This window comes from Winogradskyella poriferorum (genome assembly GCF_036553625.1).
GTDB classification, from domain to species: Bacteria; Bacteroidota; Bacteroidia; order Flavobacteriales; family Flavobacteriaceae; genus Winogradskyella; species Winogradskyella poriferorum.
On record NZ_JAZHOU010000001.1, the window covers coordinates 640390 to 664206 of the forward strand.

Annotated in this window: 22 protein-coding genes and 1 tRNA gene; 11 read left to right on the plus strand and 12 right to left on the minus strand. The window is 34.4% G+C overall.

Annotation, left to right across the window (positions count from 1 at the left end; all coding sequences use genetic code 11):
- Nucleotides 1–13 precede the first annotated feature (13 nt).
- The 3 genes from asnS (at nucleotide 14) to V1468_RS02950 (ending at nucleotide 3603) form a co-directional block, all read left to right on the plus strand.
- A complete protein-coding gene (asnS, locus tag V1468_RS02940; RefSeq protein ID WP_331808759.1) occupies nucleotides 14–1447 on the plus strand; it encodes an asparagine--tRNA ligase in 1434 nt (477 codons plus the stop codon).
- Between the two features lie 75 nt (nucleotides 1448–1522).
- Nucleotides 1523–2986: an RNA polymerase factor sigma-54 gene (rpoN, locus tag V1468_RS02945; RefSeq protein WP_331808760.1), complete on the plus strand. Its 1464-nt coding sequence runs from the start codon at nucleotides 1523–1525 to the stop codon at nucleotides 2984–2986.
- 8 nt (nucleotides 2987–2994) lie between these two features.
- The gene (locus V1468_RS02950) at nucleotides 2995–3603 is read left to right on the plus strand and encodes a hypothetical protein (RefSeq protein ID WP_331808761.1); all 609 of its coding nucleotides are present in this window, start codon (nucleotides 2995–2997) and stop codon (nucleotides 3601–3603) included.
- Here V1468_RS02950 and V1468_RS02955 read toward each other — a convergent pair.
- The 8 genes from V1468_RS02955 to V1468_RS02990 form a co-directional block, all read right to left on the minus strand.
- The gene (locus V1468_RS02955) at nucleotides 3598–4296 is read right to left on the minus strand and encodes a porin family protein (protein WP_331808762.1); all 699 of its coding nucleotides are present in this window, start codon (nucleotides 4294–4296) and stop codon (nucleotides 3598–3600) included. The two genes, V1468_RS02950 and V1468_RS02955, sit on opposite strands and share 6 nt — an antisense overlap.
- Before the next feature lie 89 nt (nucleotides 4297–4385).
- On the minus strand, nucleotides 4386–4847 hold the full coding sequence (locus tag V1468_RS02960) for an ExbD/TolR family protein (protein ID WP_331808763.1): 462 nt from the start codon (nucleotides 4845–4847) through the stop codon (nucleotides 4386–4388).
- Between the two features lie 12 nt (nucleotides 4848–4859).
- The gene (locus V1468_RS02965) at nucleotides 4860–5501 is read right to left on the minus strand and encodes an ExbD/TolR family protein (protein ID WP_331808764.1); all 642 of its coding nucleotides are present in this window, start codon (nucleotides 5499–5501) and stop codon (nucleotides 4860–4862) included.
- 6 nt (nucleotides 5502–5507) lie between these two features.
- Nucleotides 5508–5948 carry a hypothetical protein gene (locus V1468_RS02970; RefSeq protein ID WP_331808765.1) on the minus strand — a complete coding sequence of 147 codons (441 nt, stop codon included), beginning with the start codon at nucleotides 5946–5948 and terminating at the stop codon, nucleotides 5508–5510.
- A gap of 18 nt (nucleotides 5949–5966) precedes the next feature.
- Nucleotides 5967–6737, minus strand: a complete 771-nt coding sequence (locus V1468_RS02975; protein ID WP_331808766.1) for a MotA/TolQ/ExbB proton channel family protein — start codon at nucleotides 6735–6737, stop codon at nucleotides 5967–5969.
- Nucleotides 6738–6812: 75 nt separating this feature from the next.
- Nucleotides 6813–6900, minus strand: a tRNA-Ser gene (locus V1468_RS02980).
- A 74-nt stretch (nucleotides 6901–6974) separates the two neighbouring features.
- Nucleotides 6975–8000, minus strand: a complete 1026-nt coding sequence (locus V1468_RS02985) for an asparaginase (protein WP_331808767.1) — start codon at nucleotides 7998–8000, stop codon at nucleotides 6975–6977.
- A gap of 4 nt (nucleotides 8001–8004) precedes the next feature.
- Complete coding sequence (locus V1468_RS02990; protein WP_331808768.1) at nucleotides 8005–8772, minus strand: TatD family hydrolase; 768 nt, start codon at nucleotides 8770–8772, stop codon at nucleotides 8005–8007.
- 48 nt (nucleotides 8773–8820) lie between these two features.
- Here V1468_RS02990 and V1468_RS02995 point away from each other — a divergent pair, with 48 nt between their 5' ends.
- The 4 genes from V1468_RS02995 (at nucleotide 8821) to V1468_RS03010 (ending at nucleotide 14042) form a co-directional block, all read left to right on the plus strand.
- Nucleotides 8821–9273, plus strand: coding sequence for a retropepsin-like aspartic protease (locus tag V1468_RS02995; RefSeq protein ID WP_331808769.1), 453 nt, complete (start codon nucleotides 8821–8823; stop codon nucleotides 9271–9273).
- Between the two features lie 48 nt (nucleotides 9274–9321).
- Complete coding sequence (locus tag V1468_RS03000) at nucleotides 9322–9948, plus strand: response regulator transcription factor (protein ID WP_331808770.1); 627 nt, start codon at nucleotides 9322–9324, stop codon at nucleotides 9946–9948.
- 234 nt (nucleotides 9949–10182) lie between these two features.
- The gene (locus V1468_RS03005) at nucleotides 10183–10743 is read left to right on the plus strand and encodes a hypothetical protein (protein ID WP_331808771.1); all 561 of its coding nucleotides are present in this window, start codon (nucleotides 10183–10185) and stop codon (nucleotides 10741–10743) included.
- Between the two features lie 104 nt (nucleotides 10744–10847).
- A complete protein-coding gene (locus V1468_RS03010) occupies nucleotides 10848–14042 on the plus strand; it encodes an alpha/beta fold hydrolase (RefSeq protein ID WP_331808772.1) in 3195 nt (1064 codons plus the stop codon).
- A gap of 358 nt (nucleotides 14043–14400) precedes the next feature.
- Here the strand turns inward: V1468_RS03010 and odhB are convergent, their stop codons facing one another.
- Both odhB and V1468_RS03020 read right to left on the minus strand, forming a co-directional pair.
- Nucleotides 14401–15657, minus strand: coding sequence for a 2-oxoglutarate dehydrogenase complex dihydrolipoyllysine-residue succinyltransferase (gene odhB, locus V1468_RS03015; protein ID WP_331808773.1), 1257 nt, complete (start codon nucleotides 15655–15657; stop codon nucleotides 14401–14403).
- Nucleotides 15658–15696: 39 nt separating this feature from the next.
- A complete protein-coding gene (locus tag V1468_RS03020; protein ID WP_331808774.1) occupies nucleotides 15697–18459 on the minus strand; it encodes a 2-oxoglutarate dehydrogenase E1 component in 2763 nt (920 codons plus the stop codon).
- A gap of 114 nt (nucleotides 18460–18573) precedes the next feature.
- Here V1468_RS03020 and V1468_RS03025 point away from each other — a divergent pair, with 114 nt between their 5' ends.
- Nucleotides 18574–19116 carry an alpha-ketoglutarate decarboxylase gene (locus V1468_RS03025; protein ID WP_331808775.1) on the plus strand — a complete coding sequence of 181 codons (543 nt, stop codon included), beginning with the start codon at nucleotides 18574–18576 and terminating at the stop codon, nucleotides 19114–19116.
- A 32-nt stretch (nucleotides 19117–19148) separates the two neighbouring features.
- Here V1468_RS03025 and V1468_RS03030 read toward each other — a convergent pair whose 3' ends face one another.
- Both V1468_RS03030 and V1468_RS03035 read right to left on the minus strand, forming a co-directional pair.
- Nucleotides 19149–19496, minus strand: coding sequence for a hypothetical protein (locus V1468_RS03030; RefSeq protein ID WP_331808776.1), 348 nt, complete (start codon nucleotides 19494–19496; stop codon nucleotides 19149–19151).
- The gene (locus V1468_RS03035; protein ID WP_331808777.1) at nucleotides 19496–20470 is read right to left on the minus strand and encodes a polyprenyl synthetase family protein; all 975 of its coding nucleotides are present in this window, start codon (nucleotides 20468–20470) and stop codon (nucleotides 19496–19498) included. The genes V1468_RS03030 and V1468_RS03035 overlap by 1 nt, the downstream gene beginning before the upstream one ends.
- 120 nt (nucleotides 20471–20590) lie before the next feature.
- On the opposite strand from V1468_RS03035, the gene V1468_RS03040 reads away from it, so the two are divergent.
- The 3 genes from V1468_RS03040 to V1468_RS03050 are packed head-to-tail and all read left to right on the plus strand — an operon-like array spanning nucleotide 20591 to nucleotide 23813.
- Nucleotides 20591–21202 carry a TetR/AcrR family transcriptional regulator gene (locus V1468_RS03040; protein WP_331808778.1) on the plus strand — a complete coding sequence of 204 codons (612 nt, stop codon included), beginning with the start codon at nucleotides 20591–20593 and terminating at the stop codon, nucleotides 21200–21202.
- 3 nt (nucleotides 21203–21205) lie between these two features.
- Entirely contained in the window at nucleotides 21206–22618 is a 1413-nt protein-coding gene (locus tag V1468_RS03045; RefSeq protein WP_331808779.1) for a TolC family protein, read from the plus strand.
- 10 nt (nucleotides 22619–22628) lie between these two features.
- A complete protein-coding gene (locus V1468_RS03050) occupies nucleotides 22629–23813 on the plus strand; it encodes an efflux RND transporter periplasmic adaptor subunit (RefSeq protein WP_331808780.1) in 1185 nt (394 codons plus the stop codon).
- Nucleotides 23814–23817: the final 4 nt, after the last annotated feature.

Below are 23817 nucleotides of genomic sequence, written 5' to 3' on the forward strand. Positions count from 1 at the left end.
AAATATTTAAAAAATGACAACAAAAACTGTAGCAGAACTGCTTTCACAAGATGTGACCTTACAAGATGTTACCGTAAAAGGATGGGTACGAACGTTTAGAGCTAACCGATTTATTGCTTTAAATGATGGTTCTACCATAAATAATATTCAATGTGTTGTAGATTTTGAAAATTTTGATGAAGCATTGCTAAAACGCATCACTACTGGTGCTGCTGTTCATATCACTGGCGAATTGGTAGAAAGCCAAGGAAAAGGCCAATCTGTAGAAATACAAGTAAAAGCGCTTGAAGTTTTAGGTGACTCTGATGCTGAAACTTATCCTATTCAACCAAAAAAACACACGTTTGAGTTTTTAAGAGAAAACGCTCACTTACGTACTAGAACTAATACATTTAGCGCTGTAATGCGTTTACGTTCTTCGTTATCTTTTGCTATTCACAAGTATTTTAACGAAAATGGGTTCTATTACATGCACACACCAATAATAACTGGTAGTGATGCAGAAGGTGCTGGTGAAATGTTTAGAGTAAGCACTCTAGATCCAAAAAACCCACCATTAACAGAAGATGGTGATGTAAATTATAAAGAAGATTTCTTCGGAAAAGAAACCAACCTAACTGTTTCTGGACAATTAGAAGCTGAAACTTTTGCAATGTCTTTAGGCAAAGTATACACCTTTGGACCAACCTTTAGAGCAGAAAATTCAAATACGTCTCGTCACTTAGCTGAATTCTGGATGATAGAACCAGAAGTGGCTTTTATGGACTTGGCTGGTAACATGGATTTGGCAGAAGATTTTATGAAGTCTGTTTTAAGCTACGTTCTTGAAAACAACAAAGAAGACTTAGAGTTTTTAGACAAGCGTTTGCAAGATGCTGAAAAGTCGCTACCTCAAGCAGAGCGTAGCCCAATGAACTTAATAGATAAAATTAAGTTTGTTGTAGAAAACAACTTTAAACGTGTAAGCTACACAGAAGCTATAGATATCCTTAGAAACTGTAAACCAAACAAGAAGAAGAAATTTAAATATATCATTGAAGAATGGGGAGCAGACTTACAATCTGAGCACGAACGTTATTTGGTTGAAAAACACTTTAAATGTCCTGTAATCTTATTCGATTATCCTGCTAACATTAAAGCCTTCTATATGCGCTTAAATGAAGATGGAAAAACCGTAAGGGCAATGGATATCCTTTTCCCAGGCATTGGTGAAATGGTAGGTGGCTCTCAGCGTGAAGAACGTTTAGATGTTCTTAAAGAAAAAATGAAAGCGCTAGATATACCAGAAGAAGAATTATGGTGGTACCTAGATCTTAGAAAATATGGTACAGCTGTACACTCTGGTTTTGGTCTTGGTTTTGAAAGGCTCGTAATGTTTGCAACAGGAATGGGTAATATTAGAGACGTTATTCCTTATCCAAGAACACCGCAAAACGCAGAGTTCTAAAAATAATATTAAACCTGTAAGGTATAAGTTACCTCACAGGTTTTTTTCTTACTTTTATATTCAACAGAAATTTCAATGTCCCTAAAACAGTATTTACAATTTAAGTTATCCCAGAAGCTGTCTCCACAGCAAATTCAACTTATGAAGTTGATTCAGCTTCCTACTCAAGCTTTTGAGCAACGCTTAAAGCAAGAACTTGAAGAAAATCCTGCGTTAGATACTGGAAAAGATGAGCCTTCTGATGATAATTTTGATGAGTTTGACAACTCTGTTGATGATTACAACGATAACGATTCTATTGAGGCTGATGATATTAATATCGATGAGTATCTTAGTGATGATGAAATACCAGACTACAGAACTCAGGCCAACAATTATAGCTCAGACGATGAAGAAAAGAGTGTGCCATACGCAGCAGGAACATCGTTTACACAACATTTAATCAACCAACTTAATACCTTTAGACTATCTGAACAGGAAGAAGAAATTGCTTATTTCTTAGTCGGTAGTGTGGATGAAAGCGGTTACATAAGACGCTCTTTATCTGATATTACAGATGATTTAGCATTTACTCAAAATGTATTTACTTCTGTAGAAGAAGTTGAAAAAGTACTTAAAGTTGTCCATCAACTAGATCCTGCAGGTGTTGGTGCTCGTAATTTACAAGAATGTTTAAGTATCCAATTAAGTAGAAAAGAGCAAAATCCAGATGTTGAATTAGCAAGTCAGATTATTGACAAGGCCTTTGAACAATTCACTAAAAAGCATTACAAAAAATTAATGCAAAAATTTAGTATTGATGAAGAGCAGCTCAAAGATGCAATTGAAGAAATAGAACGCCTTAACCCAAAACCAGGTGGCTCTTACGCTGGTAACAACAAAATTGTAGAACATATTGTCCCAGATTTTGCTATTAAAATTGTTGATGGTGAATTAGAACTTACCCTTAATGGCAGAAATGCACCAGAACTACATGTATCCAGAGAATATAGCAATATGCTTAAAGGCTATAAGGACACCAAAGAAAAATCTAAAGCACAGAAAGATGCCGTGCTATTTATAAAGCAAAAACTAGATGCTGCAAAGTGGTTTATAGAAGCGGTAAGACAACGTCAGCAGACACTTTTTGTTACCATGAGTGCCATTATGCACTATCAAAAAGAATACTTCCTTACAGGCGACGAGCGTAAGTTAAGGCCAATGATTTTAAAAGATATTGCAGATGAGATTGAAATGGATGTTTCAACCATTTCTAGAGTGGCAAATAGCAAATATGTAGACACACCTTACGGAACAAAATTAATCAAAGAATTCTTTTCAGAATCGATGACTAATGATCAAGGTGAAGAAGTCTCTACAAGAGAAATAAAGAAGATTTTAGAAACCGTAATTGAAGAAGAAAACAAAAAGAAACCTTTAACTGACGAAGCGCTTTCTAAAATTTTAAAAGAAAAGGGTTATCCAATTGCCAGACGTACTGTTGCTAAATATAGAGAGCAACTCGATATTCCGGTTGCTAGATTGAGAAAAGAACTATAATTATTTGGATGAAAAATTTTCTTTTAAAAAGTATATCCTTTGTTTTTCATCCTTTGATTATGCCTTTACTTGGTGTTTTGTTTTATTTTCACAAAACACCGCGATACATTCCAAAGCCTATTCAGAATGCTAAAATTTTCTCTATAGTTATTCTCACAATAATACTTCCCATCTTATTATTCTTCTTACTTAAAACCATTAACAAAGTAGATTCTATATATCTAAAGAGCACCAAAGAACGCTTAATTCCTCTACTTATTAATTGCGTGATAACTACTTTAATTTTAATACGTGTCTTAACACCAAATGAAATTGTAGAACTGTACTACTTCTTTTTAGGAATATTATGCTCTACATTGGCTTGTTTTATAATGGCTGTTTTTAAAGTTAAAGCCAGCATACACATGATTGCTTCTTCTGGTTTTTTTATGTTCGCTGTAGCTGTTGGTCTTAACTATAAAATTAATATAAATGGCACAATTGCGTTAATGATGATAATTATAGGTGCCATTGCAACATCACGTTTACACCTTAAAGCACACACAAATCAAGAACTTATTATTGGTTTAATAACAGGATTGTTTCCTCAGATATTATTTATGAAATATTGGTTATAGAATATAAAAAATCAGACCAATTTTAAAAGCAGTCATATTTAACGGAGCATCGACTAATTTTGTAGAGTCCTCAAAAATAGGGTTTAAGCCATAATAGGCATGCAAATTCCATGTACCATAACCTGCACTTAATGTTAAACCATACTGAAGCCTATTAAATTCATCAATGTTAGAAAGCTTTGTATTGCCTTGGTCACTTTTCAACTTAGTGGAGTTATAAAAAAGATACCCTAATTTAAAACCTGGATAAATCCTTAAGAAACTATAATTCGTTGGGCTAGATTTTCGCCATCTTAACTCAAGAGGCACCTCAAATAAATAGGTTGTAAACTTGTTTTTAGACACATTTAATTCACTCTCATTTATAATGTTAAATGAAACATTATCATTAGTCTCTGTAATAGCAATGTTTTGATTAAAGGAATTAGTAGATAGTCCTAACCCCAAACCTAAGGCAACTGTACGTTCTTTATTAATTGGCATATCTCTAATAAACCCAAAATGAAAACCTGAAGAAAACCCGCTTTGACTTACATCAATAGGCTTTTCGTTAAGTAAATTATAGGTTACTGATATATAAAACTGATCTTCACGGTAGTTTTTATATAATTCAGTTTTTTCTTTATCATTTTTTTTCTGCGAAAACCCGATAAAGCCTGAAATGAATAAAACAATTAAAATGGTATTCTTCATAAAGTTAAAACTACAAAATCTTTAAGTGTAATAAAACAAAAACGCCCTGATTACTCAGGACGTTTTAAATATAAAAATTAAGACTATTTTTATTCAGCTTTAGCGTTAGCAATATACATAACCTTTAATGTATTTGCCTGTCTAAGCTCTTGCTTAATATCAGAAACTAAACCAGCATGAGTGTTTTTATCAACTTTAAGACCTACAACAAATTTTGGTTGTAATTCTTCAGTTAAAGCTCGCTGTGCTTCTAATACACTTGCTTGTACTTCTTCTACTTTAATGATTTTGTCATTAAACTGTATAACTGGTTCTGTTCCCAATTGTTTAAATTGATCACTTGGCTCACCAGCATAAATAAAAGCCGTTCTGTCTTTCTTAAGCTTCTCAACCTGGTCTGCACTAGGCAAACTGTTCTTAATCATTAGAGAGCTATCTCTCATTACGGTTGCTACCATGAAAAAGAAAAGTAACATAAATACAATATCAGGTAAAGACGCCGTTGAAATCGCTGGCAAGTCTCCTTGTTTTCCTTTTTTAAACTTTGACATAATTGTTACTTTTTAACTTTTATCTGGTTCTGCTTCAGACAATTTCATAGGGAATAATTTCTTAATGTCCTCTATACGTCCATTTAAGATAGTATCCTTACTAAATTGATTCTTCTCTTTCTCTTCTAACATTGCTTGGTAAACTTTTTCTACCCCTTGGTATTCTTTTAAGTTACCATACAAACGTTTAGCTTCTCTCTCTCTTAAGAAATTATAAGCCGCTACAAGTTCGTTTTGTACGTCTATATATTTCTCATACGAGGTTTCTCTATCGTGTTTCATAGATATAATTGCCTTATCAGGATGATCAGACGATGACTCGTCTCTCTTTCCTTTACAGTAATCACATCGTTCACCTGCCGCATTGGTTCCTCCACCATTATCTAAAAACTCTATGGCTGCTTGTCTTAAATCCTTTAACTCCATTTGCTCATCTTCTACAAGCAATTGGTTGTTTCGGTTTATAAGAACAGTAAATAGATTTTTTTGTTTAATAATAGGTGGCTCAACCTCAGTATCGTCAATAGGTGGCAAACTTCTTAATAAACCTTTATCTTTTTCTATGGTAGTAGTTACCAAGAAGAAGATAAGTAATAAGAAGGCAATGTCAGCCATTGAACCTGCATTAACTTCTGGTGCTGCTCTTTTTGCCATACCTTATTATTTACTAATTATTTTTTTTACAGAAGCATAAATCATTGCTAAAGCTGCAACTACGATTAACACATAGAATGCTGTTAAACCAGCTCCTACCATGTGCGATTGACCGTCTGTTGCAAATCCTTCTTGTAACTTATATGACTTTGTGTCTCCACCAGATACCACATAAGATATTATTAAGACGGCAGCAAAAGCTCCTATTCCTATTAACGTGTTTTTTAGCCCTGAAGTATTTGTAAATAGATTTTTGATAATAAAAACCACTACAAACAAGATTACAATACCTAAAGTAATGTAAGCTGCCCAGGCCATTGGCTCTACAAGACCAGCTTTTTCGCCTGTCTCGATAGCCTCATCACCAGCTGCAATAATTCTAACTAAGGATACAATCCCTACCAGACTTAGTACAGCAGCTACTATTTTTAATATTTTGTGTAACATAATTTAATTTGGTCTTTTTTATTTTTTGTGTCTTACTAATAAGTCCATCAATGTAATTGATGCATCTTCCATATCATTTACAATACTATCAATCTTAGCGATGATGTAGTTGTAGAATATTTGAAGAATAATAGCCACAATAAGACCAAATACTGTTGTTAAAAGTGCTACTTTAATACCACCTGCTACTAATGATGGCTGCATGTCACCTGCTGCTTCAATCTTATCGAAGGCCTGAATCATACCGATTACTGTACCCATGAAACCAAGCATTGGTGCTAATGCGATAAATAATGATATCCAAGAAACATTCTTTTCTAACTGACCCATTTGAACACCACCATAAGCTACTACAGCTTTTTCAGCGGCATCAATATCTTCGTCAGCTCTATCTAAACCTTGATAGAATATAGAGGCAACTGGTCCTTTTGTGTTTCTACAAACTTCTTTAGCAGCTTCTATACCACCAGACGCTAATGCATCTTCTACATTTTGAGTTAATTTTTTAGTGTTTGTAGTTGAAAGGTTTAAAAAGATAATTCTCTCAATAGCGATTGCTAAACCAAGAATTAAACATAATAATACAATACCCATAAAGCCTGGGCCACCTTCAATAAAACGCTTTTTTAATTCTTGATGGAAACTCAAATCTTCACCTGCTGGTTCTTCAGCTTCTTGAGTTAGAGTTGTAATAGTTGCTGTTGTAGTTGCTAATGTTGTTGCATTGGCATTAACAGTTCCGATAGCCATTAAACATGTTATGGCAAGAATAGAAAATAATCTTTTCATTGTTCTTAATCTTAATTTTATTAGTTAAAGTGTTAAAGATAAAAAAAATAATGTAAAAATCGCCTAAAATCTATGCAGAGAGGAAGGGATTCGAACCCTCGATACCCTTTTGGAGTATACACACTTTCCAGGCGTGCGCCTTCGACCACTCGGCCACCTCTCTCTAAATTTTGTCAAAAATTACGGTGTGCCAAATAACAAAAAAAACTTCAAACACTAAAATTTGTATCGTTAATTTTAGGTCATTTCGCCACGCAGTGATGTTTCGAATGTGTTTTTGAATTCCGAAGCAGGTATTTTCTCACCTAAAAGGTACATTAATTTAGTGATTGCTGCTTCTGTGGTTATATCTTTTCCAGAAATTACACCTATGGTTTTTAATTTTGAACTGGTTTCATATTGCCCCATATTAACGCTTCCTCCTGCACATTGAGATACATTAATGATATGGAGACCTCTAGATATTGCTTTTTTTAGCAAATCTACAAACCACTCTTCTGTTGTTGCGTTACCTGCTCCATAGGTTTCCAATAATAATCCTTCAAGTGTTTTGCAGTTTAGTATTGATTCAACTAATGCCTTAGATATCCCAGGAAATAGTTTAAGAATACCAACATTGGTATTCATTTTTGTTCGAACTACTAATTGATCTTTTGACTTTGCTCTCCATAAATACTCATTATTAATATTAAGGTGTACACCAGACTCTGCTAAATTTGGGTAATTAAAAGACTCAAAAGCTTCAAAATGTTCTGCGTTTATTTTAGTGGTTCTATTACCTCTGTAGAGTTTGTATTCAAAATAAAGTCCTACTTCGCGAATAACCGGAAGACCTTCTTTTTGCAATGATGCCATCTGAATGGAGGTTATTAAATTCTCCTTAGCATCCGTTCTTAAATCACCTATTGGCAATTGAGATCCTGTAAAGATGACTGGCTTTTCTAAGTTCTCTAACAAAAAACTTAGTGCTGATGCAGAATAACTCATGGTGTCGCTACCATGTAAAACTACAAAACCATCAAATGATTGATAATTAACTTCTATTATTTGAGCAATATCTGCCCAAAACTTAGGATTCATATTAGACGAATCTATAGGTTCTTCGAAGGAAATGGTTTCAATATTGCAATCTAGCAAACGTATCTCTGGAATACGTGTTAGGATGCTATCAAAATCAAACGCTCGTAACGCTCCTGTATCGGCATCTTTTATCATACCAATTGTACCACCTGTATATATTAATAGGATGTTAGGTTTTTGCATAATTTTAGATTCCAAATACTTGTTTTGAGTTTTCTGTAGTAATTCTAGCAATCTCCTCTTCGGATGTATCGTAAAGTTCGGACAATTTTTCTAATACCTTATTAATATATAAACTTTCGTTACGCTTACCGCGATATGGTTTTGGTGCTAAATATGGAGAATCGGTTTCTAGAACAATATGTTTTAAATCGATTTTGTTTAAAAACTGGTCTATTTTTCCATTTTTAAATGTTACTACTCCGCCTATGCCCAACTTCATGTTATAAGATATGGCTTGGTATGCATGCTCTAATGTGCCAGTAAAGCAGTGAAAGATTCCAAAAAGATCATTTGATTTTTCTTGTTCTAAAACTTCAAAAATCTCATCAAATGCTTCTCTACAATGAATAACAATAGGCAACTTATGCTTTTTTGCTAGATTAATTTGATATTTGAATGCTTCAATCTGAATATCTAGTGTGGTTTTATCCCAATATAGATCAATTCCTATTTCTCCAACCGCATAAAACTGTCTTTGCGATAACATATCCTCGACATGTTCTAATTCTTTCTTATAATTTTCTTTTACATGTGTAGGATGCAATCCCATCATTAAAAAAATATGCTCAGGAAAATCTTTTTCGAGCTGAAGCATTGATGCTGTATAAGTAGAATCTATTGCTGGAATAAAAAATCTGGAGACATTAGCATCTAAAGCACGCTGAATCATAGCTGATCTATCTTCATCAAAAGCTTCACTATATAAATGTGTGTGCGTATCGGTTATAATCATTTGCCAAAAATAAAGGTTTAGTATCTTATATTTACACAAATTTTGAAAATGGAAACGTTAAAAGACTTTCTTCTGAGCAAAGGCTACTCCAAGATAAAGCTGAAATTGACCAAAACAAATCATTTTGAAATTAAAGCTACTATTAATGGAGTTAAAGGTCGCTTTATTTTAGACACTGGAGCTTCTAGCAGTTGTGTTGGCTTTGAAGCCATAGAACGTTTTAACCTTAGAGTTAAAGATTCTGAAATAAAAGCTGTTGGTGCTGGTGCTTCTAATATGACTACGCAAATTTCAAAATCCAACAATTTAAAAATTGGGAAATGGAAAAAAAGTAGAGTTGCCTTAATTCTTTTTAATCTTTCTCATGTTAACACTGGGCTCGTTAATCATAATGCAGATCCTGTAGATGGCATTATTGGTGCAGATATTTTAAAGAAAGGGAAAGCTATAATTGATTACGAGAAGAAATACCTTTTCTTAAAGCTGAAAGATATTTCTTAACTAAAAGATTCTTTTTATCTTTATCCTCCCTAGTTGATTAATAGCCTTATGAATCCAGCCATCATAATTGCAGATGACCACCCTTTGGTGCTAAAAGGTCTTCAAGATTTTTTACACGAAAAAGAATATAACGTCCTTGCCAGTGCTAAAAATGGTAAAGAAGCCTTGGCATTAATAAAAGCTCACACTCCAGATATTGCCATTCTAGATATTAAAATGCCTTTTTTTACAGGTTTGCAAATAGCTGAAAAATGTAAAAACGCTAATCTTAAGACAAAAATAGTTCTTATTACTTTTGAGAAAGACGAGAAAATATATAACGAGGCTAAAGCTTTAGGAGTTTACGGTTATGTATTAAAGGAGTTTGCACTGGATGAAATTGAAAACTGTATTTCTGCAGTAATTAAAGACAAACCCTATTTTAGTCCAGAACTTTTAGCGTACATAGAAGTTGATAATGGACCTGAAGAATTAAAAAACTTGACAAAAACGGAGCTCAAAATCTTAAAATTAATTGTAGAAAATAAGACTGCAAAGGAAATTGCAGAGCATTTATTCATCTCTCCAAGGACTGTAGAAAAACACAAAAGCAACACTATCAGAAAGTTAGGTATAGAAAAAACACCTAATAGCTTGTTAATTTGGGCAAAAGAGAACCAAAACTATATTTCTTAAAAAATACGTAAGGTTACGTATATTATCACATTGTTTTATTTCAGAAATTTACACTGTTATTAATTAAGGGTTAATAACGAGCTATTAATTAGTTCTTAGGGGATTATTTGAGCCTTGGAGTCATCCAAGGCTCTTTTTTTATGAAAAAATTCAAAAAATACGTAAGGTTACTTATAGTATCTCATTAAATTGATAATTAATTTTATACAGAATAAAAACCTAAATCCCAATGCTATGAAAAAAACACTAAACTTGTCATTCCGAGCCTGCCGAGGAATCTCATTACTACTAAGTTTTTTATTGCTCAGCGCAACAAGCTGCAACAACGATGACAACAACTGCCAAGGCATAGACTGCCTGCCACCAGCCACCCAAACTGGCGAGGGTACTTTTGGCTGCCTTGTTAACGGCGAGCCCTTTGTGGACAACTCTGGCTTCTTTAACTGTTTTTACCAATTGGTGGATGGTGAGTATTTTTTCGGAATTACAGCTCAGGATAGTGGAAACGAATACACTCAAATTGATATTGGCTCATTAAATTCTTCTATTGAAACAGATACTCAATTGCAACTTAAAGAACGTGAGAACGGAAATTTTTATGGGTTGTTGAGTTTTGATTGTATTTGCCCTCAAGGAATGACAAATTCTGATGAACCTGGAACTCTTGAAATAACGAAACTTGACCTGACAAATAACATAGTTTCAGGAATATTCAACTTTACAGTCATTAATCCTGATACAGGAGAGACTTTTGAAATAACCGAAGGTCGCTTTGACAGCTTTTTTACACAATAACATTCCCACTTTCGTGGGAATCTAAATAAAAGCCCTGCGCCAACAGGGCTTAAAAATGAATAAAGATTCACACATTTATTAACCTTTAAACACTTTACAAAATTATGGAAAAACTATTTTATCTTTTATTTATGCTACCAACGCTTGCACTTGCACAAATAGAAGTTGACGACCAATGGAAAACCTCGGTGAACCCTATCTTTCAAAATCTCGACAAAAACAAAATCCAATCGGGTATGCTATTGGATTATGCTATGGAGTTTATCGATGTTACCGCCTATAACGGTACACTTACAGACTCTACCTATATTAATGCCAATATAGTAGGAGATATCTATAAAACCCTATTTATGAGCAAGGTGGCAGCCGATACCACACATACACCTTTATTTGAGCGTTATGCCTATAATTGGGCAAGAGAACGCTATAATGCCACAAAGGACAGCAGCGGTGTTTATATACTTACTGGCTTATTATACGAGTATCAAAAACTTAACGAAAATGCCTTAGCACAAAACAAAATAACCGTTAGTAATAACAAATACTACGATAAATACATTAGTGGAGTTTGGCAAAACCCTTACCAAACCAAACGTGCCTTTGCTGTAACACCTCCTGTAGCTCACAGCCGCAGTAAAGATGTTTATTTTAAACTACCTAACGAGTTATTTCTTTCTAATCTTAATAACCAAATAGCCAATATTCAATTAGATGCAGATAATGGTCAAGGCTATCAAAATATGCCTTACAATACTATTGTACCCATACAGTTCTTTGAAAACAAAATCCATGAGTTAAAGTTTAAGGTTACATTAGTTAATGGACAAACTCTGTATTGCCATAGCAAGTTTAAAATAGATGACCCTGTTTTAGAACGACAAAAGCAACAAGCCAGAGGTGTTATTATTGTCAACGACGAACGCGTCTATATCCATGAAGACAACAATTTTTTTAGCGCAGCATGGGTTACTATTCGCCGTATTCCTGGAAATGATAACATTACACGGCCACTCATTATTGCCGAAGGCTTGGACACTGGTAACTTTACCGCACCCGAAGATTTTGGTGGTGAGACTACTTTACAAAACTTCCTTGGTTCAATCAATAACTCTGGTGATTTACTTCCTCTACTTGATGCTAATAATAATGCTAATGACTATGACCTCATTTACATCGATTGGGTACGTGGTATGGGAGATATGCAAGCTAACAGCCGTGTGCTAGAGGAAGTGATCGGTTGGGTCAACGAGCAAAAGGTTGGCAACGAGCCCAATGTATTGTTAGGGCAAAGTATGGGAGGCGTTATTGGCCGTTATACATTAGCACGTATGGAGAATGAGGGCAACACTCACGATGTGCGCTTGTTTATTGCCCACGATAGTCCTATGCAAGGTGCCAACACGCCTTTATCAATACAACATTTCTCATTACATATGCGAGAGTTGTATGTAGAAAGTCCATTGGGTTGGTTAACCGGTGAGGTTTTAATACCAATTGGTTATGGCTTAGCAGAATTAGGTAGTGGCCTTTTAAACTTCTTTGGAGCCAACACCTCAGTCCCTAGTTTTGTGACTCCTTCGCAGTTGCTTAGTTTACAAGACCAAGCTGCGGCTAGGCAGCTTAACTATTGGTCTGCTATTAGTGCCCCAAATGGCAACCAAATACAAACAAAATCTTATAACGAGTCTTGGCAACAAACCTTAGACACAACAGGCTGGCCTGCCCTATCCAGAAATATTGCCATAAGTAACGGTAACGAATGTGCTGTAGACAACGGCTACAATCCTGGTGATGCCTTGTTCTTTATAGACGATGACACTTTTCCAACAATATGGCTAGGTATGTTAGAAGCTATATTTGTCGGTACACTCGTAAGACCAAACTTAGGTTTGATTGTTGTAGGTGCAATACCTGGATTTAGTAAATGGAAAACCAATTTTAATTTTAACAGCTATGGTGTTCAAGGTTCTGAAAATAAAATATATCGTGGTAAAATATCTTATGAAAAACGTGTATTATGGATAGGCCCAAGGATTACTGTTAATATTACCAATCGTAGTTATTATGCTCCGCAAGATGCATTGCCTTTGGACACTTTTTCTGGTGGTGTAGAAAATTTTCAGGATTTTGAAGATGAGTTACCAAGTTTTGTACCTTCAATTGATTTTGTTAATCCTCGTTATGGCTTTATTCCCCTAGTTAGTGCTTTAGATATAAGAAAAAGTAATGGCAATAATCCTACTCCAGATGACTATTTAAAATCGTATTCTGGAGGTGTACCATCAGATCCTAATCTTGTATCTGGTTTTAATGCGTTCATAGTAGATAATGTACCCAACCAACCGTTTAATAATAATCATATCTCTTTTCAACCAAGGAATGGCAACTGGTTGGCTGAGGAACTAGAAGCATTATCACCAGGGGATTATCCAATTTTAGAAGATTGCTCAGCTTTTTGTACAAATGAAGCAGAAATAGTAGGCGAGGATATATTGTGTACTAGCGGCACATACTCTGTATCAGATGTGGCGACAACTGTAATTTGGACTGTCACTGACCCTGACAACCTTGTGTCGTTTACAACAAATGGCAATGAAATTACCCTCAATCAGCTAAACCCTGATAACTTTGGTATGGTTACATTAGAGGTCTATTACAGTAACCAAAGATGTGGTAACATTACACTTACAAGAGACATAGAAGTCGGTATACTTCCTAGTCGTGTTAGTAATGCTTCACTTACAGGTGAAACCTCTGTTTGTGATAGCCAGCAGTATACATACTACATTAGTGGCTTTAGCCATCCTTGTGTAGATGATGTAGAATGGACAGTGTCAGATAATTTAAATATAATCTCACATACTCCAACGAGCGTTACAGTAACTACAAATCCATTTAACGACCAATATGCTGGTATAATTACTGCAAACTTGCCAAATAGTAGTTTTTCCATTGACAAAGGTGTTTGGGTAGGTGTACCAAGCAATGCTGGGCTATCGATAGAAAAAATAGGAGCTTATGACTTAATGGTCGGTCGTTGGACAAAACTACAGGCTGTTTATGCGCCACTATTATACGAAGCTAACGATTCTCTTAATGTAACTTTTGATTGGCAAATACCAAACAGTGCTATTAGAAATTATGATGATACTGCTTATAAAGATGTTAAACCAAATAACTCTGGACAACTAAATATTGGTGTTAGGGCAGTTTGCGACTGTGGTAATGGTGAATGGAGATACAAACTTTTTCAAGTTAGTCCAAGTGGCGGTGGAAATGAGTTAATTCCTGTAGATTAGTCAAAAAAAATTAAAAAATACGTAAGGTTACGTATAGTATTGCTTTACAATTATTTGCAATTTTACAGAGCTATTAATCAATGCCTCAGATTATATTATCAAAAAGCTCTGGGCAGAACAATAAAGTTCAGAGCTTTTTTAAAAAAACAAACATTATGGACACAATGAAAGATAATACTGCAAAAAGGGATAAAATATTTATGATTCTATTAATTGTAAGTTCTGTTATAGTCATTTCAGCGAATGTGGCTGTTAATTTTTTTAGTTAATTTTAGTTAGTTACCTATTTATTAGGAGTAAAAAAAGCGCAATTACTTATTAATTGCGCTTTTTTACTTTATTGATAACTTTAATAAAATTACATTTCTAAAGCTTTCTTTGGATTGTTATCCATCAATAATTCTTCTGGGTTTTCTAATGCTTCTTTAACAGCAACTAAGAAACCAACAGATTCTTTACCATCAATAATTCTATGGTCGTAAGATAATGCGACATACATCATTGGATGAATTTCAACTTTACCATCTACAGCTATTGGTCTTTCTATAATATTATGCATACCAAGAATACCACTCTGTGGAGGATTTATAATTGGTGTAGATAACATACTACCAAATACACCACCATTAGAGATAGTGAATGTACCGCCTGTCATTTCATCTACTGTGATCTGACCATCTCTGGCTCTTAACGCTAAACGTTTCACTTCTGCCTCAACACCTCTAAAGGTTAAGTTTTCTGCATTTCTTATCACCGGAACCATAAGTCCTTTTGGCCCAGATACTGCAATACTTACATCTACAAAATCGTAAGAAATCATCTCCTTACCATCTATCATAGAGTTAACTGCAGGATATAGTTTTAATGCTCTTACTACTGCCAAAGTAAAGAAACTCATAAAACCAAGACCTACTCTATGCTTCGCTTTAAAGTCTTCTTTGTATTGCTTACGCAATTCAAAAATTGGTGTCATGTTAACCTCATTAAAAGTCGTTAACATAGCTGTTGTATTCTTAGCTTCAACCAAACGCTCTGCTACTTTACGACGTAACATAGACATTTTGCTACGAGAAGTCCCTCTGTTTCCTCCTGTTGGAGTTCCCATAGAAGGTACAGCATTTACAGCATCATCTTTAGTAATTCGGCCATCTTTACCAGTACCTTTTATAGTATTGGCATCTAACCCTCTTTCTTCAATGATTTTTTTTGCGGCTGGGCTAGGCGTACCAGAAGCATATGTTTCTTTCGCAGGATTTGGAGCTTTTTCACCAGATTTGTTAGTATCAGCTTGCTCTTTCGCTAAGTTCTCTTCAACACCACTATCGTTTCCGCCTTCGTCACCTCCTTTGTATGTGGTTGTAGCATCTGCTTTTGGCTCAGCGCTAGTGTCAATTAAGCAAACAACTTGCCCAACAGCTACAGCATCACCTTCTTCAGCTTTTAACGTAATAATACCACTAGCCTCTGCTGGCAATTCTAATGTTGCTTTATCACTATCAACCTCTGCAATTGCTTGGTCTTTCTCTACATAATCTCCGTCTTCTACTAACCACTCAGCAATTTCTACTTCAGTAATTGATTCGCCCGGTGAAGGCACTTTCATTTCTAAAATCATGCGTTTATTGTATTTAACCTTGTTTTGGTTTAATTATTCTTATTTTCTAATTTGGTTATTTTTCTTCTTATCAAAAACGTAATCGATAACTTCTTGATGTCTTATTTTTGAACGTACAGAACTACCTGCTGCAGGTGCACCATATGGTCTTCTACTTGCCGCTCTCCATGTGCGTGCTTTATCAAAATGCATCATCATATGACCATAAGCACCCATATTTCTAGGCTCTTCTTGTGCCCAAACCACATCGTCAGCATTTTTATATTTACCTAATATGTTATTAATTTCATCTATTGGTAATGGGAATAATTGTTCTATTCTAACTAAAGCGACATCTTCTCTACCTAACTTTTCTTGCTCTTCTAAAAGATCATAATAGAATTTGCCTGTTACAAACACTAAAGTTTTAACCTTATCGGCTTTAGCACTTGTATCATCTATTATGGTTTGAAAACTTCCGTTTGCAAATTCTTCTACAGTAGAAATCACCTTAGGATGACGTAATAAACTTTTTGGTGTAAACACAATTAATGGCTTTCTATAGTTAGCCTTCATTTGCTTTCGTAACAAATGAAACATATTGGCTGGCGTTGTACAGTCTGCAACAAACATATTGTCCTTTGCACACAACTGTAAGTAACGTTCCATGCGACCAGAAGAGTGTTCTGCACCTTGACCTTCATAACCATGAGGTAATAACATTACCAATCCGTTTGATGTTTTCCATTTATCTTCTCCAGAAGATATATATTGGTCTAACATAATTTGAGCTCCATTACTAAAGTCTCCAAATTGTGCTTCCCAGATGGTTAATGTATTAGGACTAGCCATAGCATAACCATAATCAAAACCTACAACACCATATTCTGACAATAATGAGTTATAAATATTGAATTGCCCTTGGCTCTCAGACACATTTTTTAATAAAATAATTTCTTCTTCGCTGTCCTCTACTTTTACAACAGCATGTCTGTGTGAGAAAGTACCACGTTCTACATCCTGACCAGAAATTCTAACATTAAAACCTTCGGCTAACAATGTACCGTAAGCTAAATGCTCTGCCATTGCCCAGTCTAATCTGTTTTCATCAAACATAGTTTGACGCGATTCTACCAAACGTTGAATTTTTCTGATAAACTTTTTATCATCAGGTAAATTAGAAATAACCTTTGTAATGTCTGTAAGCAATTCTTTAGAAACTGTTGTGTCTACAGGCTTCATCATTTCGCTTTCATCAACACGTTCAAAGTCTTTCCATTGTTCGTGCATAAATGGAGAAATAACTGTCTTTTCTACTTTACGAGAGTCTTCTAGTTTTTCCTCTAGTTTATCCTTGTAATCTTTTTCAATTTTAGAAACATGATCCTTATCTATTATTCCTTCAGCAATTAAGCGTTCTGCATAGATATCTCTTGGATTTTTATGCTTTGCAATTGCTTTATATAATAATGGTTGTGTAAACTTTGGCTCATCACCCTCGTTATGACCATATTTTCTGTAACCTAATAAGTCTATAAATACATCGCGCTTAAATTTCATTCTAAAATGAAGTGCAAATAATGTTGCGTGTACCACAGACTCTGCATCATCGGCATTAACATGTAATACCGGAGACAAGGTTACTTTACCAACATCTGTACAATAGGTACTAGAACGTGCGTCTAAGTAATTAGTCGTAAAACCTATTTGGTTGTTTACTACAATATGTACTGTTCCGTTTGTTTTATAACCATCTAATTTTGCCATTTGTACAACTTCGTACACAAGGCCTTGTCCTGCTATGGCAGCATCACCATGTACTACAATTGGTAATACTTGCGAAGCATCTTCAATTTCTGGCTTGTCTTGTTTTGCTCTAGATATACCTTCTACAACTGCACCTACAGTTTCAAGATGCGAAGGGTTTGGAGCAATACTTAGGTTAATCTTTTTGCCAGAGTCGGTTTCGCGATCGCTCGTCCAACCTAAGTGGTATTTTACATCACCATCAAAAATCTGCTCTTCATAATCTTTACCATCAAACTCACTAAAGATATCTTTTGCAGATTTTCCAAAAATATTTGTAAGTGTACTTAAGCGGCCACGATGTGCCATACCCATTACAAATTCTTTAACTCCGTATTCTGCCGCTGTTTCTATCATAGCGTCTAAAGCAGGAATTAGAGATTCGTTTCCTTCTAAAGAAAATCGCTTTTGACCTACATATTTGGTATGCAAGAAGTTTTCAAAAGAAACTGCTTCATTAAGTTTTCTTAGAATATTTTTCTTTTGATCTGGCGAAAACTGAGGGTGATTATCATTAACATTCAGTTTTTCTTGAATCCACTGAATTTCCTCTGGTTTTCTTATATACATATACTCTACACCAATAGAATCGCAATAAATACGCTCTAAATGATCTATAATATTTTGTAAGGTTGAAGTGCCAATACCTATGATTTCACCTGCAGAAAAAACAGTATTTAAATCACTTTTTGAGAGACCAAAATTTTCAATCTCTAAAGTTGGAGCGTATTTTCTTCTGGCTCTAACCGGATTTGTTTTAGTAAATAAGTGACCTCTGTTTCTGTAACCATCAATAAGTTTTACAACCTGAAACTCTTTTTGAAGCTGTTCAGGAATTTGAGCAGACACACCTTCTACTATTTCACCATCCATTCCATAATTTTCAGAGCCAAAATCGTACCCTTGAAAAAAGGCACGCCAACTCGGTTCTATAGCATCTGGATTTTTAAGATATTGATCGTATAAGTCAGCAAAATATGCTGTATGTGCTGCGTTGAGAAAGGAATATTTATCCATTATTTTTACGAGACGTTGTCGTTTCAACAAAATTTCTTCAAAAATACAACTTTTAGTAGATAAACTAAGCGTTTTATTATATTTATAACAAATAAGGAATTAAGAATTATTAAGATGATAAAATTTAGATTAAAGACTGCCAAAAAAATAATTTTAACTAGTGTTCTTTTATGGTTTTTTACATTTTCTTTAAATGCCCAAGATATTAGTAATGAAGATGGTTTTTGGCAAAACGTTCAGTTTGGCGGTGGTTTGGGCCTAAACTTTGGAGATGGTTTTTTTAGTGGTGCTATTGCTCCTAATGCTTTATATAACTTTAGTCCTTATGTTGCCACTGGCATTGGGCTAAATTTTCAGTACAGCTCTCAACGTGACGTTTTTAAATCTACCGTCGTTGGCGGAAGTGTGATTGGTTTATTTAATCCTTACAGAGAACTACAACTCTCTACTGAAATTGAACAGCTATACGTAAACCGCGATTTTGATGAGCAGTTTGTAAGCAATGTAGATGACAGCTATTGGTATCCTGCTCTGTTTCTGGGTGCTGGTTACCGAAGTGGTAATGTAACTTTTGGAATAAGGTATGACGTGCTTTATGATGAAGATAAAAGTATACAAAACCAAGCTTGGATGCCTTTTGTGAGATTTTGGTTTTGACTTCGACTGCGCTCAGATACCGTATCCCTATTTCAGTGTTTATTTTTATACCAAACTTTTTGCCACTCTCTCTGAAGGATTAAAAAGGTAATATCTTCAGACAACTTTAAGGTATCATCTCCATCGAGCAATCTTACTTTCTTTTCAGAAACATCAACTTGATAAAGTAGATTAAGATAGTCTGAAAATTTATGCTGAATAAGATGAAAAACCGTGTCTTGCAATACCAACTTAAGGCTTGTTGGCAACGTATCTTCATCAAATTCTAAATCTACATTTGCAAAAAGTAAATCCTTATTAAGCTGAACTATTAACTTTTTGTACAGCTTTAATTTGTTGGCCTCAACGATTAAATCTTCAAAATTTACAGGCAAAGCCATTACACACGTCTATTCATTAATTGTTCACCAAACAATTGAAGCATTTGTTTTTTATCTTCAGAAATATTTATTTTATCCAATACGTTAAACGCCTTTTGGGTGTAATCTTTAACAGCTAATTGCGTAGCGTCAGCCGCACCAGAAGCATTAAAAAGTGCTTTTACTTTTTCTACTTTTTCGTCATCAGTTAACGCTTTATTAATCATTAAATCTAATAAGCTAGTTTTTTCAGCATTATTACCCAGTTCTAATGTTTTGAGGTATAAATAGGTCTTTTTATTCTCTAAAATATCACCTCCTACTTGCTTACCAAATGTTTCAGGATTACCAAATGCATCTAAATAATCATCCTGAAGTTGAAAAGCGACACCTAGATAACGACCAAAATCGTAAATTAAATTTTGATCTTCTTCTGAAGCTTCTGCAACAATAGCTCCCATTTTCATTGCAGCACCAACCAAAACAGCAGTCTTATATTCAATCATTTTAAGATATTCTGGTATTGTAACGTCATTTCGAGTTTCAAAATCAATATCGTATTGTTGTCCTTCGCAAACCTCTAAAGCCGTTTTACTGAATAATTTTGCTAAGGCCTGAAAAATTTTTGGTTCGTAGTTTTCAAACAATTGATATGCCAAGATGAGCATAGCATCACCAGAGAGAATTCCTGTATTCAAATCCCACTTTTCATGAACCGTTGCTTTTCCTCTACGCAAAGGTGCATCATCCATAATATCATCATGTATCAAAGAAAAATTATGAAATACCTCCACAGAAAGAGCGGCATCCATAGCAGCACTTGTAGAACCATTAAAAATCTCTGATGTCATCAAAGTTAAGACAGGTCGCAAGCGTTTACCACCAAGTTTTAAAATATAATTTATGGGTTCATAAAGATTCTTAGGCTTTTTGTTTACTACAAAATCTTCTAAATAAGATAGAAACGATTTTTGATAAGTTTCAATATTCTGCATAAAGCAAAAATAATGCTTTAAACACATTTTAAGACAATGTTATCTATGTTAAAAAATTATTAAAACTATGGAAACTTTTTTTGTTTTTAAAGTTTCCTAATGTAGATTTGCGCCTTAATTATGAAACAAGAAATTTTAAAGACTGCTGTTGACATGTTCTTAAACTACGGTTTTAAGAGCGTAACCATGGATGATATTGCCAATACTAAGGGTATATCTAAAAAGACCATTTATCAATATTTTAAAAACAAGACTGTTTTAGTTGAGGAAGCCGTAATGCTTTTGTTTGAAACTATATCGTGCGGTATAGAGGATATTAGAGATCAAGAAAAAAATCCAATCGAAGAAATTTATGAGATTAAACGTTTTTTAATGAAAAACTTAAAAGACGAAAAATCTTCGCCTCAGTTTCAACTAGAGAAATACTACCCTAAAATTTTTCACGACATTAAAGAAAAACAGCTATGCGTTATGCAAGATTGCGTGGGTTGCAACCTAGATCGTGGTAAGAAAATGGGACTTTTTAGAGAAGATATTAATGTTGAGTTTATTTCAAAAATCTATTTCAACTGTATGATGGCATTAAAAGACAAAACACTGTTTCCTTTAGAGCATTTTTCGATGCGTATGCTGATGAACAACTATCTAGAATACCATTTAAGAGGTATATGTACACCTAAAGGAATAGAGTACCTAAACAAATATTTAGAGATCAATCAAAATCAACAATAACCAATGAAAAAAACGCTTTTATTAATAATAAGTCTTCTTTTTGGCGCTATTGGTATATCTCAAGAGCATCCTCAAAGCTTTACTTTACAGGAGGCAATTGATTATGCCATAGAAAACAATAGGCAAGCTAAAAACGCTGCAAGAGATATAGAAGCCGCAAAGCAACAAAAATGGGAAACTACCGCTACTGGTTTACCTCAATTAAACGCTAATATTGCGTATCAAAATAATTTAAAGCAGCAGGTATCATTATTACCAAATGAATTTTTTGACCCTTACAGCCAAATTAGAAATCTAGACCAATTTTATGACGAGCTAGGTGCTCCTGAAGGAATCCCTCCGATTGAACCAGGTTTTTCTGAAGTTATCTTCGGAACTAAGCAAAACGTAAATGCAACTGCCACTTTAAGTCAATTGATTTTTGATGGCTCTTATTTAGTAGGGCTACAATCTGCAAAAGTGTTTTTGGAAATTTCAAAAAACGCTAAAGAGAAAACAGATTTAGAAGTAAGAAAGAATGTTATCAACGCATACGGAAATGTACTACTTGCTGAAGAAAGTGTACTTATCCTCGAAAAAAACATCGAAGTTTTAGAGAAAAACCTTTTTGAAACTACAAAAATCTATGAAAACGGACTGGAGGAAGAAGAAAGTGTTGAACAGTTACAGATTACATTGTCTAATCTAAAAAGTAACCTCAACAACGCTATTCGTTTAAGAGGAATTGCATATCAAATGTTTAATATAACATTAGGAATAGACTATGCTGCTCAATTAGAACTTACCGAAAATTTAGAGCAATTAACACAAAAGAATATTTCATTAGAAGCTTTAGATTTAGATAATGATGTAACAACAACTGTTGATTATAAAATTGCAGAAAACGACACAAAATCTAAAGAACTTCTACTAAAATTAGAAAAGAGCAAAGCACTACCAACATTAAGTGCATTTCTTAATGGTGGCTATTTAGGCTTTAGCGACGAATTTACATTTTTTGAGAAAGAACAAAACTGGGCAGGCTTTTCTGCGTTTGGATTTAATCTCGATATTCCGATTTTTAGTTCAGGCGGAAGGAGTGCTGCAACACAACGTGCAAAAATTAATTTTGAAAAATCTAAGGATCAGCTTACTGAGACAGAGCAGCAACTAAAACTTCAAATAGATACAGCAAAAAGCAATTACAAGTTTGCAACAGAAGATTACGAAAACAAAAAACAAAACCTAGCATTGGCTGAACGTATTGAGCGAAAAAACCAAACCAAATTTTTTGAAGGCATAGGCTCTAGTTTTGAGCTGAGACAAGCACAGACGCAATTATATTCTGCACAACAAGAGCTTTTGCAAGCTATGCTAGATGTAATAAATGCCAAGGCAGAACTAGAAACCATAACCAACACAACGACCAACTTTTAAAACTATCATCATGAAAAAAATATTTAGTTTAATCATTTTAGCTTCAATATTGGCAGCTTGTTCTGGAGAGAAAAAGCAATCGGTAGAAGAGCTAGTAGCATCTAACAATGCAGAAGCTATTCAAAAAAGAAAAGACGAATTAGTAGACGAGCAACAAGCGCTTGCTGTTCAAATTAAGCAATTAGACGAAAAACTTCAGAGTATAAGTCCAGACCGTAACGTGCCTTTAATTACAACGTTTAAGGCTGAGACAGAAGAGTTCGTACATTACTTAGAACTTCAAGGAAGCGTTGAAACAAAACAAAATATTGTTATTACACCCGAATCTAATGGTATTATAACTCGTATTTATGTAAAAGAAGGTCAGAAAGTTGGCAAAGGGCATTTATTAGCCAGTATTGATGATGGTGGTTTAAGTCAACAAAAAGCACAGTTAGAGATTCAAGCAGATTTAGCAAAGACTACTTTTGAACGTCAAAAGCGTCTATGGGATCAAAAAATTGGAAGTGAAATTCAATATTTACAAGCAAAATCGCAATACGAAGGCTTACAGAAAAGTATAGCTCAAATAAATCAGCAATTAGGTAAAAATAGTGTTAGAGCTCCATTCTCTGGTGTTATAGATGACGTTATAACAGAAGAAGGAAATGTCGCTGCAGCTGGTCAAACACCATTAATGCGATTGGTTAACTTAAGTGATATGTACATTAAAACCGACATACCTGAAAGTTACATCACTAGCATTACAAAGGGAAAAACTGTTGAAGTCACATTTCCTGTTTTAGGAAAAACGCTTACATCTCAAATTAGACAAACTGGCAATTTTATAAATCCTGCCAACAGAACTTTTGATGTAGAAATTGCAGTACCAAACAAAGATGGAAGCATAAAACCAAACTTAACTGCTCGTCTAAAAATCAATGATTACACTAACGATAAGGCTATATTAATACCACAAAGTATTATTTCAGAAAATGCTGATGGCGAACAATACATTTACACAATTACAGACAGAAATGAAGATAAAGCAACTGCAAAACAAGTTATTATAAAAACTGGTAAGACTCAAGGTGACTTAATTGAAGTATTATCTGGGATTGAAGGTAATGTAGAAATAGTACAAGAAGGTGCTCGTAGTGTTAAAGACGGACAAACTGTTAAAGTTATCAACTCTAAAAATTCCAACGACCAATAATACA

Bases quoted from the DNA above. Each gene is read 5' to 3' on its own strand.
- V1468_RS02955 (WP_331808762.1), bottom strand. From the start codon at position 4,296: ATGAAGAATACCATTTTAATTGTTTTATTCATTTCAGGCTTTATCGGG.
- V1468_RS02970 (WP_331808765.1), bottom strand. From the start codon at position 5,948: ATGTTACACAAAATATTAAAAATAGTAGCTGCTGTACTAAGTCTGGTA.
- V1468_RS03020 (WP_331808774.1), bottom strand. From the start codon at position 18,459: ATGGATAAATATTCCTTTCTCAACGCAGCACATACAGCATATTTTGCT.
- V1468_RS03030 (WP_331808776.1), bottom strand. From the start codon at position 19,496: ATGGCTTTGCCTGTAAATTTTGAAGATTTAATCGTTGAGGCCAACAAA.
- V1468_RS02995 (WP_331808769.1), top strand. From the start codon at position 8,821: ATGGAAACGTTAAAAGACTTTCTTCTGAGCAAAGGCTACTCCAAGATA.
- V1468_RS02965 (WP_331808764.1), bottom strand. From the start codon at position 5,501: ATGGCAAAAAGAGCAGCACCAGAAGTTAATGCAGGTTCAATGGCTGAC.
- V1468_RS02985 (WP_331808767.1), bottom strand. From the start codon at position 8,000: ATGCAAAAACCTAACATCCTATTAATATATACAGGTGGTACAATTGGT.
- V1468_RS03050 (WP_331808780.1), top strand. From the start codon at position 22,629: ATGAAAAAAATATTTAGTTTAATCATTTTAGCTTCAATATTGGCAGCT.
- V1468_RS03040 (WP_331808778.1), top strand. From the start codon at position 20,591: ATGAAACAAGAAATTTTAAAGACTGCTGTTGACATGTTCTTAAACTAC.
- V1468_RS02960 (WP_331808763.1), bottom strand. From the start codon at position 4,847: ATGTCAAAGTTTAAAAAAGGAAAACAAGGAGACTTGCCAGCGATTTCA.
- asnS (WP_331808759.1), top strand. From the start codon at position 14: ATGACAACAAAAACTGTAGCAGAACTGCTTTCACAAGATGTGACCTTA.
- rpoN (WP_331808760.1), top strand. From the start codon at position 1,523: ATGTCCCTAAAACAGTATTTACAATTTAAGTTATCCCAGAAGCTGTCT.
- V1468_RS03005 (WP_331808771.1), top strand. From the start codon at position 10,183: ATGAAAAAAACACTAAACTTGTCATTCCGAGCCTGCCGAGGAATCTCA.
- odhB (WP_331808773.1), bottom strand. From the start codon at position 15,657: ATGATTTTAGAAATGAAAGTGCCTTCACCGGGCGAATCAATTACTGAA.
- V1468_RS02990 (WP_331808768.1), bottom strand. From the start codon at position 8,772: ATGATTATAACCGATACGCACACACATTTATATAGTGAAGCTTTTGAT.
- V1468_RS03045 (WP_331808779.1), top strand. From the start codon at position 21,206: ATGAAAAAAACGCTTTTATTAATAATAAGTCTTCTTTTTGGCGCTATT.
- V1468_RS02975 (WP_331808766.1), bottom strand. From the start codon at position 6,737: ATGAAAAGATTATTTTCTATTCTTGCCATAACATGTTTAATGGCTATC.
- V1468_RS02950 (WP_331808761.1), top strand. From the start codon at position 2,995: ATGAAAAATTTTCTTTTAAAAAGTATATCCTTTGTTTTTCATCCTTTG.
- V1468_RS03035 (WP_331808777.1), bottom strand. From the start codon at position 20,470: ATGCAGAATATTGAAACTTATCAAAAATCGTTTCTATCTTATTTAGAA.
- V1468_RS03010 (WP_331808772.1), top strand. From the start codon at position 10,848: ATGGAAAAACTATTTTATCTTTTATTTATGCTACCAACGCTTGCACTT.
- V1468_RS03000 (WP_331808770.1), top strand. From the start codon at position 9,322: ATGAATCCAGCCATCATAATTGCAGATGACCACCCTTTGGTGCTAAAA.
- V1468_RS03025 (WP_331808775.1), top strand. From the start codon at position 18,574: ATGATAAAATTTAGATTAAAGACTGCCAAAAAAATAATTTTAACTAGT.